At 72.1% G+C, this 15,933-nt stretch carries 15 protein-coding genes; 3 read left to right on the top strand and 12 right to left on the bottom strand.

From position 1 onward, the window contains the following. Positions 1-3 precede the first annotated feature (3 nt). The gene (locus tag N5I75_RS24915) at positions 4-1,830 is read left to right on the top strand and encodes an SGNH/GDSL hydrolase family protein (RefSeq protein WP_476680780.1); all 1,827 of its coding nucleotides are present in this window, start codon (positions 4-6) and stop codon (positions 1,828-1,830) included. Positions 1,831-2,141: 311 nt separating this feature from the next. Here N5I75_RS24915 and N5I75_RS24910 read toward each other — a convergent pair whose 3' ends face one another. Then, complete coding sequence (locus tag N5I75_RS24910) at positions 2,142-2,921, bottom strand: exodeoxyribonuclease III (protein ID WP_476680778.1); 780 nt, start codon at positions 2,919-2,921, stop codon at positions 2,142-2,144. Between the two features lie 117 nt (positions 2,922-3,038). On the opposite strand from N5I75_RS24910, the gene N5I75_RS24905 reads away from it, so the two are divergent. Next, on the top strand, positions 3,039-3,614 hold the full coding sequence (locus tag N5I75_RS24905; RefSeq protein WP_476680776.1) for an isochorismatase family protein: 576 nt from the start codon (positions 3,039-3,041) through the stop codon (positions 3,612-3,614). A 7-nt stretch (positions 3,615-3,621) separates the two neighbouring features. Here N5I75_RS24905 and N5I75_RS24900 read toward each other — a convergent pair whose 3' ends face one another. The 10 genes from N5I75_RS24900 to N5I75_RS24855 form a co-directional block, all read right to left on the bottom strand. Continuing rightward, a complete protein-coding gene (locus N5I75_RS24900) occupies positions 3,622-4,266 on the bottom strand; it encodes an MBL fold metallo-hydrolase (protein ID WP_476680774.1) in 645 nt (214 codons plus the stop codon). Positions 4,267-4,311: 45 nt separating this feature from the next. Then, positions 4,312-5,622, bottom strand: a complete 1,311-nt coding sequence (gene pcaDC, locus N5I75_RS24895; RefSeq protein ID WP_476680772.1) for a bifunctional 3-oxoadipate enol-lactonase/4-carboxymuconolactone decarboxylase PcaDC — start codon at positions 5,620-5,622, stop codon at positions 4,312-4,314. Between the two features lie 73 nt (positions 5,623-5,695). Next, the gene (locus N5I75_RS24890) at positions 5,696-6,976 is read right to left on the bottom strand and encodes a sulfite oxidase (RefSeq protein ID WP_476681266.1); all 1,281 of its coding nucleotides are present in this window, start codon (positions 6,974-6,976) and stop codon (positions 5,696-5,698) included. 112 nt (positions 6,977-7,088) lie between these two features. Next, the gene (locus tag N5I75_RS24885) at positions 7,089-7,673 is read right to left on the bottom strand and encodes a sugar kinase (protein ID WP_476680770.1); all 585 of its coding nucleotides are present in this window, start codon (positions 7,671-7,673) and stop codon (positions 7,089-7,091) included. A gap of 37 nt (positions 7,674-7,710) precedes the next feature. After that, positions 7,711-8,853, bottom strand: a complete 1,143-nt coding sequence (locus N5I75_RS24880) for an ROK family glucokinase (protein ID WP_476680768.1) — start codon at positions 8,851-8,853, stop codon at positions 7,711-7,713. A 509-nt stretch (positions 8,854-9,362) separates the two neighbouring features. Beyond that, positions 9,363-10,217, bottom strand: a complete 855-nt coding sequence (locus N5I75_RS24875; RefSeq protein ID WP_476680766.1) for an ATP-binding cassette domain-containing protein — start codon at positions 10,215-10,217, stop codon at positions 9,363-9,365. After that, positions 10,214-11,281: an ABC transporter permease gene (locus tag N5I75_RS24870; protein WP_476680764.1), complete on the bottom strand. Its 1,068-nt coding sequence runs from the start codon at positions 11,279-11,281 to the stop codon at positions 10,214-10,216. The genes N5I75_RS24875 and N5I75_RS24870 overlap by 4 nt, the downstream gene beginning before the upstream one ends. Then, positions 11,278-12,282 carry a sugar ABC transporter substrate-binding protein gene (locus tag N5I75_RS24865; RefSeq protein WP_476680762.1) on the bottom strand — a complete coding sequence of 335 codons (1,005 nt, stop codon included), beginning with the start codon at positions 12,280-12,282 and terminating at the stop codon, positions 11,278-11,280. The genes N5I75_RS24870 and N5I75_RS24865 overlap by 4 nt, the downstream gene beginning before the upstream one ends. Before the next feature lie 140 nt (positions 12,283-12,422). Continuing rightward, on the bottom strand, positions 12,423-13,433 hold the full coding sequence (locus N5I75_RS24860) for a sugar ABC transporter substrate-binding protein (RefSeq protein ID WP_476680760.1): 1,011 nt from the start codon (positions 13,431-13,433) through the stop codon (positions 12,423-12,425). Positions 13,434-13,579: 146 nt separating this feature from the next. Continuing rightward, the gene (locus N5I75_RS24855) at positions 13,580-14,344 is read right to left on the bottom strand and encodes a GntR family transcriptional regulator (RefSeq protein ID WP_476680758.1); all 765 of its coding nucleotides are present in this window, start codon (positions 14,342-14,344) and stop codon (positions 13,580-13,582) included. 160 nt (positions 14,345-14,504) lie between these two features. Between N5I75_RS24855 and N5I75_RS24850 the strand changes: the two genes are divergently transcribed. Further along, positions 14,505-15,509, top strand: coding sequence for a Gfo/Idh/MocA family protein (locus N5I75_RS24850; RefSeq protein WP_476680756.1), 1,005 nt, complete (start codon positions 14,505-14,507; stop codon positions 15,507-15,509). Positions 15,510-15,623: 114 nt separating this feature from the next. Here N5I75_RS24850 and N5I75_RS24845 read toward each other — a convergent pair. After that, positions 15,624-15,933: cytochrome P450 (locus tag N5I75_RS24845; RefSeq protein WP_476680754.1), on the bottom strand; the 310-nt coding region annotated here is incomplete at its 5' end.

Below are 15,933 nucleotides of genomic sequence, written 5' to 3'. Positions count from 1 at the left end.
GTCGTGCGCCGACGCACCTGGTCCACCGTCCTCGCCCTGGCCGTCTGCGCGGGCCTCGCCCCCGTCACGGCCGCGGGCGCCACCACGGCCCCGCACAGACCCGGGCCGCTCCCCCTGGAGCGGCTCTTCGACAACCGCGCGGTCAGCGACGACACCGCGCCCGGAGCCGCCGACTTCGACGGCGCGGGCGGCTCGTTCTCCGCGCAGGACCTGACGGCCGCGGGCTGGACACCCGGCACCCGGCTCGGCGTCGAGGGCGCCCGCCTCACCTGGCCGCGCTCGGCGGGCGCCGGACCCGACAACGTAAGGGCCGACGGTCAGCGCGTCCGCATCAGCGGCCGGGGCGACGCGCTGGCGTTCCTCGTCGCCGGGACCGGCGGCGACGCGCACGGCTCCGGCACCGTGCGCTACGCCGACGGCTCCCGGTCCGCGTACACGCTCACCGCGCCCGACTGGCGCACGGGCCCACTCGCCACGAAGTCGGTGGCCCTGCCGCACCGCAACACGCCCGGCGGGCAGCTCACCGAGAAGACCCGCCTGTACGTGGTGACGGTGCCGGTGCGGCCGGGTCACCGGATCTCGTCGGTGGACCTGCCCCGGGCGACGGGCGGCGGCGCGACGGATGGGGGTGCAACGGATGGGGGCGCGACGCATGGGGGTGCGGTTCTGCACGTCTTCGCGCTCTCGGTCCGCGCGGCGGCGACCGGCTGGACCGGGACCTGGGCGGCGTCCCCCGCCGGGTACACGACGGTCGGGCCCTGGGCCGACCGCACGGTGCGGCTCGTCGTGCACAGCAGCGTCGGCGGGTCGCGGGTCCGCGTCCGGCTCGACAACACGTTCGCGTCGACGCCGGTACGGATCGGGAGCGCGGCGGTGGCGGTGCAGGGGGCCGGGGCGGCGGCGCGGGGGAAGCCGGTGCGGCTGACGTTCCGGGGCGCGCGGGGGGCCGTGCTGCCCGCGGGCGGCCAGGCGTACAGCGACCCGGTCGGCTTCCGGGTCCCGGCCGACACGAACCTGCTGGTCAGCTTCCATCTGCCGGAGCCGGTCGCCGCCGCGCCCGTGCACAGTCAGGCGATCCAGACGTCGTACGTGAGTGAGCCGGGTGATCACGCCGGTGAGGCGGCGGGGTCGGCGTACACGTCGACGCTCTCGTACTGGCCGCTGCTCACGGGGGTCGACGTGAGCGGCGGGCCGGGATCGGTGGTCCTTCTCGGCGACTCCATCACGGACGGCGTGCGGTCGACGCGGGACGCGAACCGGCGGTGGCCGAACGTGCTGGCCACGCGGCTGCTCGCGCAGTCGGACGTGCCCCGGTACGGCGTGCTCAACGAAGGCATCTCCGCGAACCGGGTCGTCGCCGACCGGTACCCCGGGGACGGCATCTCGACCGACACGGGCGGGGTCAGCGCCCTGCACCGGCTCGACCGCGACGTCTTCTCGCAGACCTCGGCGCGGACCGTCGTGGTGTTCCAGGGCGTCAACGACGTGCGGTGGGGGGCGAGCGCGGAGCAGGTGGTGGCCGGGCTGCGGGAGATCGCGCGGCGGGCGCATGCGCGGGGGCTGAAGGTGATCGGGGCGACGATCACTCCGTGCGAGGGGGAGGCGTTGTGCACGGCTGCGGCTGATGCGGAGCGGGTGGCTGTGAACGGGGTTCTGCGCGGGGCCGGGGCCGGGTTCGACGGGGTGCTCGACTTCGACGCGGTCATCCGTGACCCGGAGCGGCCCTCCCGGATGCGGGCGGAGTTCGACTCCGGGGACCACTTGCATCCCGGCGACGCGGGTCTCGCTGCGCTGGCGAACTCTGTGGACCTGCGCCTCCTCGCGCCGTAGTCCAACCGGTCCGGCGGGGGACGCGCGCCTCTCGCCGTGGCTGGTCGCGCAGTTCCCCGCGCCCCTGGAGCATGCGGCTCCGCCGCAGCCCCATGGGCCCCTGAGCGGGGAACGGCGCGAGCAACCACGACGAAACCCGCACCCGAGAACGGGTGAATGCCGCACGAAGTGCGCATTCCAGGGGCGCGGGGAACGGCGCGACCAGCCACGACGGCGCGGCGCCTTGGGACGAGCGAAGGGATGCCGCACGCAGTGCGCATCACAGGGGCGCGGGGGACTGCGCGACCAGCCCCCACTCACCCGCAGTCGCGCTACACGTCCAGATCCACCACCACGGGAGCGTGATCCGAAGCCCCCTTGCCCTTCCGCTCCTCCCGGTCGACATACGCATCCTTACCGGCCTCGACGAACGCCGCGTTCCCGTACACCAGATCAATCCGCATACCCCGGTTCTTGGGGAACCCGAGCTGCCGATAGTCCCAGTACGTGAAGGGACGGTCGTACTTGAGAGGGCGCGGGACCACATCGGACAGCCCGGTCGAACGCAGCGCGGCCAGCGCCTCACGCTCACCCGGAGTGACATGCGTGGCGCCCTCGAAGAGGGAGATGTCCCAGACGTCGTCATCGGTCGGAGCGACGTTGTAGTCGCCGAGGACCGCGAAGGGCCGCGCCCCGGCCGCGTCCTCCGCGACGGCCGCCCGCAGCGCCTCGAACCACGCCAGCTTGTAGGCGTAGTGCGGATGCCCGACCTCTCGCCCGTTCGGCACGTACACCGACCACACGCGCACCGGCCCACAGGTCGCGGAGACGGCGCGCGGCTCCTCGACCCCCTCGTACCCGGGGTCGCCGGGCAGCCCCCGCACGACGTCCTCGAGGCCGACCCGGGACAGCACCGCCACCCCGTTCCACCGCCCAGTGGCGTTGACCGCCGCCTCGTAGCCCAGCTCCCGCAGCTCGTCCGTGGGGAACTGCTCAGCCGAGCACTTGGTCTCCTGGATGCACAGCACGTCGGTGCCGCTGGACTCCAGCCAGGCCAGGAGGCGCGGGAGGCGCGCGGTGATCGAGTTCACGTTCCACGTAGCAATGCGCATGCGGTCCAACCTACCCGCCGGGTGTGACAACGGGCCCGCGACGACTAGCCCACGCCACTCCCCCACATAGACAGGCAACCTTGCAAGTTTTCCTGTCAGACAGGTAGCCTGCGCATCATGAGCATCAGCACCCCCCTGGACGAGCGCCCCGCCCTCGTCCTCATCGACCTCCAGAACGGCATCCTCGGCCTCCCCACGGTGCACCCCTCGGCCGACGTGCTGAAGAACGCCGTCCGGCTCGCCGACGCCTTCCGCGCCAAGGACCTGCCCGTCGTCCGCGTACGCGTGATGTGGTCGCCCGACGGCGGCGACCTGCCGGTGAGCCGCTCCGAGGCGCCGGGCATGACGCAGGCGCCGCCGGCCGAGTTCGCCGAGTTCCCGGCCGACCTCGGCCCGCTCGGCGACGACATCGTGATCACCAAGCGGCACTGGGGCGCGTTCACCGGCACCGAGCTGGACCTGCAGCTGCGCCGGCGCGGCGTCACGCAGATCGTGCTCGGCGGCATCTCGACGTCGATCGGCGTCGAGTCGACCGCGCGCTCCGCGTTCGAGCTGAGCTACCACCAGGTGATCGTCACGGACGCGACGACCGACACGGACGCCGCGTCCCACGAGCACGCGATGGGCAAGATCTTCCCGCGCATCGCGCAGCTCGGCACGACGGCCGAGGTGCTCGGACTCCTCGGCGAGTAGCGGCAGTTCAGACCTGCGCCGAGTCGCCCGGCGTCAGGCGCAGATGCTCCGCCCCGCCGAGCCCGCCGATCTGCCGGTCGTAGATCGGCCGCGCCAGATCGGTCAGGAGCGCGTCGTGGATGTCGTAGGCGCGGCTCGGCTTCACCTCGCGTATGTAGTCGATGACCTCGGAGATCTTGTTCCACGGGGCCATGACCGGCAGCATCAGCGTCTCGACCGGCTGGTCGGGGACGGTGAGGGCGTCGCCGGGGTGGAAGACGGAACCCCTCTCCGCCCCCCGCACGAGATAGCCGACGTTCGTGATGCGCGGGATGTCGGGGTGGATGACGGCGTGCAGCTCGCCGTGGACCTGGACGTCGAACCCGGCCGCTGTGAACGTGTCGCCGTGCCCGACCGTGTGGACGCGGCCCGGGAACGCCGCCGAGAGCTGCTCCGCCACCGACTTCAGCGTCCAGATCCGCGCGGCCGGGTTGTCCTCCATCCCGGCGCGCAGCCGTGCCTCGTCGAAGTGGTCGGGGTGCTCGTGCGTCACCAGGATCGCGTCGGCGCCGAGCGCGGCGTCCTCCTCGGAGAACCCGCCCGGGTCGATGACGAGCGTCTGTCCGTCCTTCTCCAGGCGGACGCAGGAGTGGGACTTCTTCGTGAACTTCATGGGTCCCATCCTGCTCCGCCGCACGGGGAAACGTGCGGCGGGCCGCTACTCCTGGGGGGTCGTCTCCTCGCGGATGACTTCCTTGGCCACCTTGAACGCGGCGTTCGCGGCGGGCATCCCGCAGTAGACCGCCGTCTGGATCAGGACTTCCTTGATCTCGTCGGCGGTGAGCCCGTTGCGCAGGGCGGCCCGCGTGTGGGCGGCGAGCTCGTCGTGGTGGCCGCCCGCGACCAGGGCCGTCAGGGCGACGGCGGAGCGCATACGGCGGTCGAGGCCGCCGCGGTTCCAGACCTCGCCCCAGGTGTAGCGGGTGAGGAACGCCTGGAAGTCGCCGGAGAAGTCGTCGGCCGTCGCGAGCGCCTGGTCCACGTGCGCGTCGCCGAGGACCTCGCGGCGCACCTTCAGACCCGCCTCGTGCGGGTCGGCGCGCACGGCCGCCTCCGGCTGCGCGACCGCCGCGGTGATCTCCGCGACCGGGGCGACCGGCGGGGGCGGCGGCGCGATCACCGGCTTGACGGGGGCGGCGACGATCGCGTGCTGCCCGGTCTCGTAGCCGGGGATCCAGGCCGAGGAGAAGTGCCGTACGAGGAGGTCGGTGACGGCCGCGGGCTGCTCGACCGGGGCCAGGTGCGAGGCGCCGGGGACGACGGCGAGCCGCGCGTCCGGAATCCCCGCGACGAGCGTACGGGCCTCGGCCGGGCCCGTGACCTGGTCCTCCGACCCCACCAGGACGAGCGTCGGCACCCCGATGGCGCCCAGCTCGGTTCGGATGTCGAAGGCGGCGAGCGCCTCGCACGCGGCGATGTAGCACCCGGGGTCGGTCGTGCGGACCATCTGCACGGCCCAGTCCGTGATCGCGGGCTGCGCGGCGGCGAAACCGGACGTGAACCAGCGCTCCGGCGACGTCCGCGCGATCGGGTCCAGGCCGTTGCTGCGGACGATGACGCCGCGCTGGCGGAACTCGTCGGCCGTGCCGAACCGCGGCGACGCGGCGATCAGCGCGAGGGACGCGACGCGCTGCGGGTGGCGCAGGGCCAGCTCGGCGCCGATCGCGCCGCCGAGCGAGCAGCCCGCGTACCCGAAGCGCTGCACGCCCACGGCGTCGAGGGTGGCGAGCAGCCGGTTCGCGAGCTCCGCGACGGACCCGACCGGGTGGGCGGGGGCGCCGCCGTGCCCGGGAAGGTCGAAGCGGAACACCCGCCACTGCTTGGCCAGCTCGGGTATCTGGCGGTCCCACATGTGCCAGGTGGTGCCGAGGGAGGGGCCCAGGATGAGGACCGGGGCGTCCTCCGGACCGTCGAAGCGGTATTGCAGGGGTGCGATCGTCGTCGTGCTCACCCGTTCACGCTCCCACATCGCCCCGGTTCCGCCGGAGTCGGGTCGGACTCCCGGGGCGGCTGTGGAGCCGCTGTGGAGCTGTCGTGAAACGTCAGACGACGGTGACCGCGTGCCGGACCACCGCGTCGAACAAGTAGCCCTGGGTGTTGTGGACCGTGGTGGCGGGCTGGGTGCGGCCCGTGGTGTCCGTGGCCCGGGCGAGGAGCTCCGTCGGGCCCGTCGTGGTCGGGTGCCAGGGGGCGGACCAGCGGACCCAGTCGGCGCGGCGCGGGGTGTCGTGGAGCCGGGCGCGGTGCCAGGTGCGGCCCGCGTCCGTGCTGACGTCCACGCGCGCGATGGTGCCCGTTCCCGACCAGGAGCGGCCGGTGAGGCGGTGGTGGGTGTGGGCGGGCAGGGTCGCGTTCCACGGGAGTTCGAAGGCGGACTTCAGGGTCTGGCGGGTCAGCGGGGCGCTGCCCCCGGACGGGTACGCGGCACCGAACAAGCGGTAGAAGAGCGTGTTCCAGGGCGAGAACAGCGGCTCGCGCGCCACCTCGATGTCGCCCACCCACTTGGTCGAGGCGATGCCGATCCAGGACGGGACGACGAGGCGGACCGGGGCGCCGTGGTCCGGTGGGAGGGGTTCGCCGTTCATCTCGTAGGCGAGGAGGACGTCGTCGAGGGCTTTCGCCACGGGGAGCGGGCGGCGCACCCGGCCGAGATTGGTGCCGTCCGCCGTCACGTAGTCGGGGTCGAGGCCGCGCGGCAGGACGTCGACCGCGTCGCGCCGGATGCCAGCGAGGCGCAGCACGTCGGCGAGGCGGGCGCCGCGCCAGCGGGCCGAGCCGATCGCGCCCAGGGTCCATGCGGTGCCCTCGACGCTCTGGCCCTGCTGGCTCGCGTAGAAGCTGCGGCCGTTGCCCGCGCACTCGACGAACGCGGAGCGGGTCACGGCGGGCAGCCGTTCGAGGTCGGCGAGCGTGAAGGTCCGCTCCCGTCCGCCCGCGAGGCCGTCGCCCCACAGCCGCAGCTCCCAGGCCGCCGGGTCGATGAGCGGCGTCGAGGTGTGGTTGCGGACGAAGAAGTGGGAGACGGGCGTGGAGTGGCCGGTGCCCGCGAGCGCGGCGAAGTTCGTCTCGGCGTTCGTCCCGCGGACCGTGAAGCGGTCGGTGGGGAGGGGCTTGACGATGCCGGGAGCCGCGGCCGCCACCACGCCGGACCGGGCCGCCGCGCGGGCCGGGGCGGCGAGGGCCGGCGGCAGCGCGGTCGCGAGGCCCGCCGCCGCGAGGAGCCGCAGCAGGTCGCGGCGGTCCACGGTGCCGGCCCTGGCCCGTCCCGCGAGCCACTGCCGCAGCCTGCGGCGGTCGTAGGCGGCCTCGTCGAGCGCTGTCATGGGCGGTGCGGTCTGTGTCGTCACGCCCGGAGTGTAGGGAGGACGGAGCGCTCCGGCCCAGGTCAACTCCCGTACTGCAATGCGCTGTTCACAACCCTGACAGCCGGCTGGGTCAGGGGTGCGTGGTCGAGACGACGTAGACCATCGGATGGTCCGCGTTCGAGCGGTTCACCACGACGCTCTGGGTCGGGGACGGGTCCTTCTGCGGATGCGTGAGGCCGTACCAGGGGCCGGGGCCCGTGAACTCCCAGCCCGCCACGGACCGGTCGCGCTCGCTGATCGGCAGATCGTCCTGCGTGAGATCGTCCGTGCCGCTGTCGATGTCGTCGAGGAACTCGTCCAGGCCGTCGTCGTCCGTGAGGAACTGCGCGTACAGGCGGCTGACCTTGTAGTTGTTCGTCTCGTAGTAGGCGACGGCACGGGACTGCGCGGGGATCGGGATCTCGTAGAGCCGCCGCTGCACCTTGGAGGGCCAGCCGATGGTGAGGCCGGTCGCCGAGTACTTGGCCTCCTTGTCCTTGCCGCTGTTGCGGCTCTGGTTCGCCGAGATCACCAGATAGCCGGCGGGGATCCCGATGAGCAGCACGATGGTCAGGAGGGTGAGGGCGCGGCGGCGGATCACGCGGCGGCGGTCCGGGCCCCGGCGCGGCGGCTTCTCGTCCGGGGACGGGGGCTGGCGGGGCACGGTCGTCGTCATGGCTGGCATTCCTGTCGTCCCGGGTCTTTCTCGCGCCTCAGCTCTCGGTGTCGCCGCCGACGGTACGGGCGAACCTGTCGTAGCGCTCGTAGCGCTCCACGCGGCGGCGCTTGGCGCGGCGGAAGCGGCGGGCGACCAGACGGGCCAGGTCGGCGGCGCCGACCATGCCCGCCTCCGGGCCGAGCTGGGCGCGGGCGATGCGGGCCTCCGGGCGGTAGCCGCGGCCGGTGAGGTGGCGCTTGAACGCGTCGCGGGCCGGGCCGATGAGCAGGTCGTCGGCGGCCGACACGCCGCCGCCGATGACGAAGCAGGACGGGTCCAGGGCGGCGGCCAGGTTCGCGATGCCGACGCCGAGCCACTGGCCGATGTCCTGGAGCAGCTCCACGCACATCGCGTCGCCCTCGCGGGCCAGCTCGGTGATGAGGGGGCCGGTGATGTCCGGAACGCTCCCCTTCACCCGCTCGATGATGTTGTACGCCACCGGGGAGTCGGCGGCGGCCAGCTCGCGGGCCTCCCTGACCAGCGCGTTGCCCGAGCTGTACTGCTCCCAGCAGCCGCGGTTGCCGCACGGGCAGCGGTGCCCGCCGGGGACGACCTGCATGTGGCCGAACTCGCCCGCGACGCCGAACTTGCCGCGCTTGACCTGGCCGTCCTCCAGGATCGCGCCGCCGATGCCGGTGCCGAGCGTGATCATGACGAGGTGTTCCTCGCCGCGCCCCGCGCCGAACCGCCACTCCGCCCAGGCGGCCGTGTTGGCGTCGTTGTCGACGAGCACGGGCACCGACAGGCGGCCCGCGAGGCGGTCGCGCAGCGGCTCGTTGCGCCACGACAGGTGCGGGGCGAACAGGACGCGGTTGCGGTCCGCGTCGACCCAGCCCGCCGCGCCGATGCCGACCGCGTGCACGTCGTGCCGGTCCGAGAGGTCGAGGACCAGCTCGGTGATGGTGTCCTCGACGACCTTCGGACTCTTCGACTTGTCCGGGGTCTCGGCCCGCAGCGTCTCCAGGATCACCCCGTCCGCGTCGACGACCCCCGCCATCACCTTCGTACCGCCGATGTCGATACCGACGGTGGGGACGCGCGGGGCCGTCAGGTGCGAGCGGCGCTCCCGGGTGCCGACGGTCCGCAGGACGGTGGCCCGGGCGGAGCCCCGGTGGGCGAGGTCGCGGTAGGTGCTCATTGCGGCGATTCTGCCTCACGTGGTGGCTGCGCCGCGATCCGGGTTTCTGGTTCGGGGGGCTGGGTCCCGGTGTCGCCCACCGGCGGGGTGGCCCACGTCGCGCCCACGACCACCGGCCGGTGGGGGCCGGTCGCGCAGTTCCCCGCGCCCCTGACATGCCCGCCACCGACGGGGTGGCTTATGTCGCACACGCGACCACCGGCCGGTGGAGGCTGAGCGCGCAGTTCCCCGCGCCCCTGACATGCCCGCCACCGGCGGGGTGGCTCAGGTCTCGCACGCGACCATCCGCCCGTGCGGGCTGAGCGCGCAGTTCCCCGCGCCCCTGGAGGCGCACTTCGTGCGGCCTCCCGCGTCCCTGAGATGGCGCACGGAGTGCGCATCTCAGGGGCGCGGGGAACTGCGCGACCAGCCACGACGGCGGGGAAGCCGACGGCGAACGCAGGCGGCGCGGCGCAGTCGCATGGCTTCCGGAGGGCAGCCGCGACGGCGGCGCGGCGAGCAACGCCGGGTTACTTGCGTGCCGGGTCCGTCGGGTGGCCGCCCAGGTGTGTGGGGACGGGGGCCCGTTCGAGCTCGTGGCGGAGGTCGTCCAGCTCGTTGCCGCCCGCCATCTGACGGGTCAGTTCATCGAGGGTGATCTCGTCACGGGTGTGGCTGCCGAACATCGCCCCGCGCTTCAGCAGGACGAACCGGTCACCGACCAGGTACGCGTGGTGCGGGTTGTGGGTGATGAGGACCACGCCCAGACCCGCGTCCCGCGCCGCCGCCACGTACTTGAGGACGACCCCGGACTGCTTCACACCGAGCGCCGCGGTCGGCTCGTCGAGGACGAGGACCTTCGCCCCGAAGTAGACCGCGCGGGCGATCGCGACACACTGGCGCTCACCGCCGGACAGCGTGCCGACCGGCTGATCGACGTCGCGCAGGTCAATGCCCATGCGGGCAAGTTCCTCACGCGTCGTCCGGCGCATGAGGTCGACGTCCAGGCGCTTGAACGGCCCGGCCCCCTTCGTCGGCTCGGAGCCGAGGAAGAAGTTCCGCCAGACCGGCATGAGGGGGACGACGGCCAGGTTCTGGTGGACGGTGGCGATCCCGCGGTCCAGCGCGTCCCGCGGATTCGCGAGCTTCGCCTCCTCCCCCTCGATCGAGAAGGTGCCCGCGTCGTGCCGGTGCAACCCCGCGATGATCTTGATGAGGGTCGACTTGCCCGCCCCGTTGTCACCGAGCACGCAGGTGATCTCCCCCGCGTTCACGAGCAGGGAGACATCCTCCAGGGCGCGGATGTTGCCGTAGTACTTGCTGACGCCGTCCAGTTCGACCAGCGGCGCCGCCGGCTCATGCTCCGTACTCAGCTGCGTACTCACTTGATCGCCTCCGCGCGCTTGCGGACCCACGCGTTCAGCAGGGTCGCGAGGAGCAGCATCGCTCCGAGGAAGAACTTGAACCAGTCCGAGTTCCACTCGGCGAACACGATGCCCTTGCTGGTCATGCCGAAGATCAGCGCGCCGATGGCGGCGCCGACCGCGGACCCGTAGCCGCCGGTGATCAGGCAGCCGCCGATGACGGCCGCGACGATGTAGATCAGCTCGTTGCCGACGCCCTCGCCGGACTGCACGACGTCGTAGGAGAAGAGCAGGTGCTGGCCGGAGATCCAGGCGCCGAACGCGACACCCATGTAGAGGCCGATCTTGGTCTTGTTGACCGGGACGCCGACCGCGCGGGCCGCGTCCACGTCACCGCCGACCGCGAAGATCCAGTTACCGGCGCGGGTGCGCAGCAGGATCCAGGTCGCGACCAGGATCAGCGCGAGCCACCACACGATGGTGATCTTGAAGTCGATGCCGCCGATGGTGAGCGTCGAGGCGAAGACGGACTTGGCCGACGAGAAGCCCTCCATGTCGGAGATCGACTTCGTCGAGACGGTGCCGCTGATCAGCTTGGTGAAGCCCAGATTCATGCCGGTCAGCATCAGGAACGTGCCGAGGGTGATGATGAAGCTGGGCAGCTTGGTGCGGGTCAGCATGACCCCGTTGAAGACGCCGATGGCGAGGGTGACCAGGAGCGACACACCGACGCCTACCCAGGTGTTCGCCGTCATTTGGTAGCTGAACATCGACGAGATCAGCGCGGAGGACGTCACGAGGACACCGGCCGACAGGTCGAACTCGCCGCCGATCATGAGGAGCGCGACGGGGACGGCCATGATGCCGAGGGTGGACGCCGCGTACAGGACCGTCGCGAGGCTGGTCGCGCGCAGGAAGCTGTCCGCGAAGATCGCGAAGAAGACGAAGACGGCGACGGCGCCGACGACCGAGCCCAGCTCGGGGCGGCCGAGGAGCTTCTTCCAGGGCGAGGCGCGCAGCAGCCGCTCGTCGACGGGCGGGTCCGGCTGCCTGCCGGGCTGCTTCTCGGGAGCGGTCGTCGTCATCGTGTCCCCCGCTTCGCGTACTCCTCGAGCTTGGCGGCCTCGTCCTTGGTCACGATCTGCGGACCGGTGAGGACGGGCTGTCCGCCGCCGAGCACATTGGCGTTGTACCGGTAGAGCCAGAGCAGGTCGACGGCCTGGTAGCCCTGGAGGTAGGGCTGCTGGTCGACGGCGAAGCCGAGCGAGCCGTCCTTGAGGCCCTGGGCGACCTTCTCGTTCAGGTCGAAGGTGTCGACCTCGGCCTTGCTGCCCGCGTCCTCGGCGGATTTCACGGCGGTCGCGGCGAACGGGGCGCCGAGGGTGACGACCGCGTCGACGGACTTGTCGGACTGGAGCTTCGCCTCGATGGAGGACTGCACGTCGGGCATGTTGGTGCCCTCCACGTACAGGTTCGTCATCGAGCCCTTGAAGGTCTCCTTGGCGCCTTCGCAGCGCTGCTCATGGCCGACGTTGCCCTGCTCGTGCAGGATGCACAGCGCCTTCTTCCTGCCGCGCTTGTTCAGCTCCTCGCCGACGGCCTCGCCCGCGATCTTCTCGTCCTGCCCGATGTGGGTGAGCGCGCCGAACTCCTTGGACTCCGCGGAGCCCGAGTTCACCGTGATCACCGGGATGCCGGCCTTCTCGGCGCGGGCCACGGCAGCCTTCATCGCGGCGGGCTTGGCGAGGGTGACGATGATCCCGTCGACCTTCTTGTCGATCGCGGCGTCGACGAGCTGCGCCTGCTGGTTGGCCTCGTCGTTGTGCGAGTACAGGAAGTTGATGTTGTCCTTGCGGGCGGCTTCCTTCGCACCGCTCTGGACGATGTCCCAGAAGGTGTCGCCGTCCCCCGAGTGGGTGATCATCGCGAAGGTCCAGCGCGGGGTGGTCACCGCGGCCTTGCCCTGCGCGGCCTGGGCCTTCCTGGCGTCCTCCGCCCGCTTGCCGCCGGTGCTGCTGCAACCCGCCAGCGAGAGGCCGAGCGCCCCCGCAACGGCGATGCTCACCCAGGTCCGAAACCGTGCCACGAGGCCGTGCCCTTCTTGGTCTGCTGCGTCGTACACCGGAACCGGCGACGGGCCGGTCCCGGTGGACCGTCGTCCGGTCCTTGGGGACCATTTCGCGGTCCCAAACGCACAAGTATGGGTCACGGGGATCATCCAACGATTCACCGGGTGCCGCGCGCGGTGTACTTCTCCAGCTGGGGCACGTCCTCACCGGTGACCAGGGCCGGGCCGGTGAGCACGGGTTTCCCGCCGCCGAGGACGTTGCCGTTGGTCTTGTACAGCCACAGTTCGTCCACCGCCAGATAGCCCTGCAGATACGGCTGCTGGTCGACCGCGAAGGCGACCTCCTCCGCCTTGAGGCGCCGGACGACCTCGGCGTTCAGGTCGAAGGTGGCGATCTCCGCCTTGCTGCCCGCGCCGTCCTTCGCCTTCACCGCGAGGGCCGCGATCGGCGCGCCGAGCGCCACGATCGCGTCGATGTCCTTGTCGGCCTGGAGCTTCGCCTCGATGGACGACTGGGAAGCGGGTGCGTTGGTGCCGTCGACGTTCAGGTTCTCGACGCTGCCCTTGAACGTCTTCTCGACGCCCGCGCAGCGCTGTTCCAGCGACACATTGCCCTGCTCGTGGATGACGCACAGGACGTTCTTCCGGCCCTCGTCCGCCAGTTTCGTGCCGACCGCCTCACCGGCCACCGACTCCTCCTGGCCGATGTGGCTGAGCGCCCCGAACCTCTGCGAGAACTCCGAGCCCGAGTTGATCGACACCACCGGTATGCCCGCGGCCTTCGCCTTGCCGAGCACCGCCTCCATGGCCTCCGGCTTGGCGAGGGTGACGACGATCCCGTCGACCTTCTTGTCGATCGCGGCCTGGACCAGCTCGGCCTGGCCCTTGGCCTCCTTGTCGTTGGAGTAGAGGAAGTCGACGTTGTCCTTGGCCGCCGCCTGCTTGGCGCCGCTGCGGACGATGTCCCAGAACGTGTCGCCCTCACCCGAGTGCGTCACCATCGCGATCTTGAGCCGTGGCGTCGTCACCCCCTGGCCGCCGGACGGCCCGTCCGCCTTGTCCTCGGAGTCCTTGCCGCCCGATCCGCTGCAGCCGGCGGCGAGGGCGAACACCGCGACGAGCGCCGCGGCCGTGCGAGCTGTACGGGTCGTCGTACGGGGCGTGCGCATGGTGGAGCCACCTCTCCTCCGGCCGCGCGGTGCGGCTGGAGGAGTTTGTAGCGGGGTCCCCCGGCAGCGTCAACGCCTTTGTCAGAACATTCGGACCGCGTTCGTTCGGACCGCGTGCGTGCGGACCGCGTGCGTGCGGACCGCGTTCAGGAACGTACGAGGAGCTGGAACTCGAAGGAGTAGCGCGAGGCCCGGTAGGTGTGCGAGCCGAACTCGACGGCCCGTCCCTTGTCGTCGAAGGTCGTGCGCTGCATCGTCAGGAGCGGAGCGCCCTCCGGCTCGGTGAGGCGCTCTCCCTCGGCGGCGGTGGCGGCCCGCGCGCCGACCGACTGGCGGGCGCTGTGCAGCGTGATCCCCGCCGCGCGCATGAGCCGGTACAGGCCGGTCGCCTCCAGGCGCGCGTCCTCCAGGGCGAGCAGCCCGGTGGGCAGGTGGTTGCAGAGGTGCGCGACCGGCTCGCCGTGCGCGAGGCGGAGCCGCTCGACACGGTGCACCTCCTCGCCCTCCGCGAGCGCGAGCGCGGCGGCGATCTCGGCGGAGGCGGGGACGAGCGTGTTGGCCAGGACCCGGGTCCCGGGGCGCTGGCCCGCGGCCTCCAGGTCGTCGTAGAGGCTGGACAGCTCCAGGGGGCGCTTGACCTGGCTGTGCACGACCTGGGTGCCGACGCCGCGGCGGCGCACCAGCAGCCCCTTGTCGACGAGGGACTGGATGGCCTGGCGGACGGTGGGCCGGGACAGGCCGAGCCGCCCCGCCAGCTCGATCTCGTTGCCGAGCAGGCTGCCGGGCGTGAGGGCCCCGCGCTCGATCGCCGCCTCCAGCTGCTGCGCGAGCTGGAAGTACAGCGGGACCGGGCTGGTGCGGTCGACGCTGAGTTCGAGCGGGAGGGTGGGGTCGGCTACGGGTTTGGCCACGGGGCGAGCGTAGCGGCGGGTGTGGTTGACGGGAAGTCCGGAAGTCAGATTGTCCGGACAAAGGCGCCACGTCAGGAGCGCCGTGGCAGCGGACCCTCACGAACCCGGTTTGTCAGGACAAAGGATTGACAGTATGTGGCGGGAGCGGCACGTTGGGTCCATGCGCATCGGACTCATCGGAACGGGCCGGATCGGAACCTTTCACGCGGGTGTGCTGGAGCGGTACCGGGAGGTCGGCTCGCTCGTCGTCACCGACGCCGAGCCCGCGCGGGCCGCCGCCCTCGCCGACCGCATCGGGGCGACGGCGGCGCCCGGCGTCGACGAACTCTTCGCCTGGGGCGTCGACGCCCTCGTCATCACCGCCGCCACCGCCGCGCACGCCGAGCTGATCGGCCGGGCGGCGCGCGCCGGACTGCCGGTGTTCTGCGAGAAGCCGATCGCCGTCGACCTGCCCGGGACCCTGGCCGCGCTGCACGAGGTCGAGGCGGCGGGCACTGTGCTCCAGCTCGGTTTCCAGCGCCGCTTCGACGCCGGGTACGTGGCCGCGCGCGAGGCCGTACGGTCCGGGGCGCTCGGGCGGCTGCACACCGTACGGGCCCTGACCTCCGACCCGGCGCCGCCCCCGGCCGCGTACCTGCCGCTCTCCGGCGGGCTCTACCGGGACTGCCTCGTCCACGACTTCGACATCCTGCGCTGGGTCACCGGGCGGGAGATCGTCGAGGTGTACGCGACCGGGTCCGACGCGGGGCCCGCCATGTTCCGGGAGGCCGGTGACGTCGACACGGCGGCGGTCGTGCTGACCCTGGACGACGGGACGCTGGCCACCGCCACGGCGACGCGGTGCAACGGTGCCGGGTACGACGTCCGCATGGAGCTGTCCGGAGAGCGCGACACCGTCGTCGTCGGCCTCGACGACCGTACGCCGATCGCCTCCACCGAGCCGGAGGGGCCGCCCGCCGCGGCGAAGCCGTGGCCGGGGTTTCTTGAGCGGTTCGCCGCGGCGTACGAGGCGGAGCTTGTCGCCTTCGTCGATGTGGTGCGGGGGGAGCGGGTCAATCCGTGCGACGGGTTCGAGGCGTTGGCCGCGTTGCGGGTTGCGGAGGCTTGTGAGGTGTCGCGGGCCGAGCGGAGGGTGGTGCGGGTGGATGAGGTGGCCGGGGTGTGATCGTGCGGGCCCTTTTTCGTACGCGCCGCCGTGGGGGTCCTTCGTCGTGGGCGATCACCCCTCGCGTCGTGGTTGCTCGCGCCGTTCCCCGCGCCCCTGGCGGGGCGCTTCCGCTCACCAGCGCACGTGCAGTGTGCGGGTGCCTCTCATCAGCATTCCTGGGAGCCAGGTGGTCGGGGGCTCGGCCAGGGTGAGGTTCGGGCAGCGGGTCAGCAGGGAGCTGATGGCGGCGCGGGCCTCCATGCGGGCCAAGGGGGCGCCCAGGCAGAAGTGGATGCCGTGGCCGAAGGCCATGTGGCCGCGCGGGTCGCGGTGGATGTCGAAGGTGTCCGGGGACGGGAAGCGGTCCGGGTCGCGGTCCGCCGAGCCGATGCCGATGAGGACGGGGGCGCCCGTCGGGATGCGGATGCCGTCCATGTCGATC

It is taken from the genome of Streptomyces sp. R818 (assembly GCF_056172735.1).
This window is presented reverse-complemented; position numbering and strand designations above follow the sequence as displayed.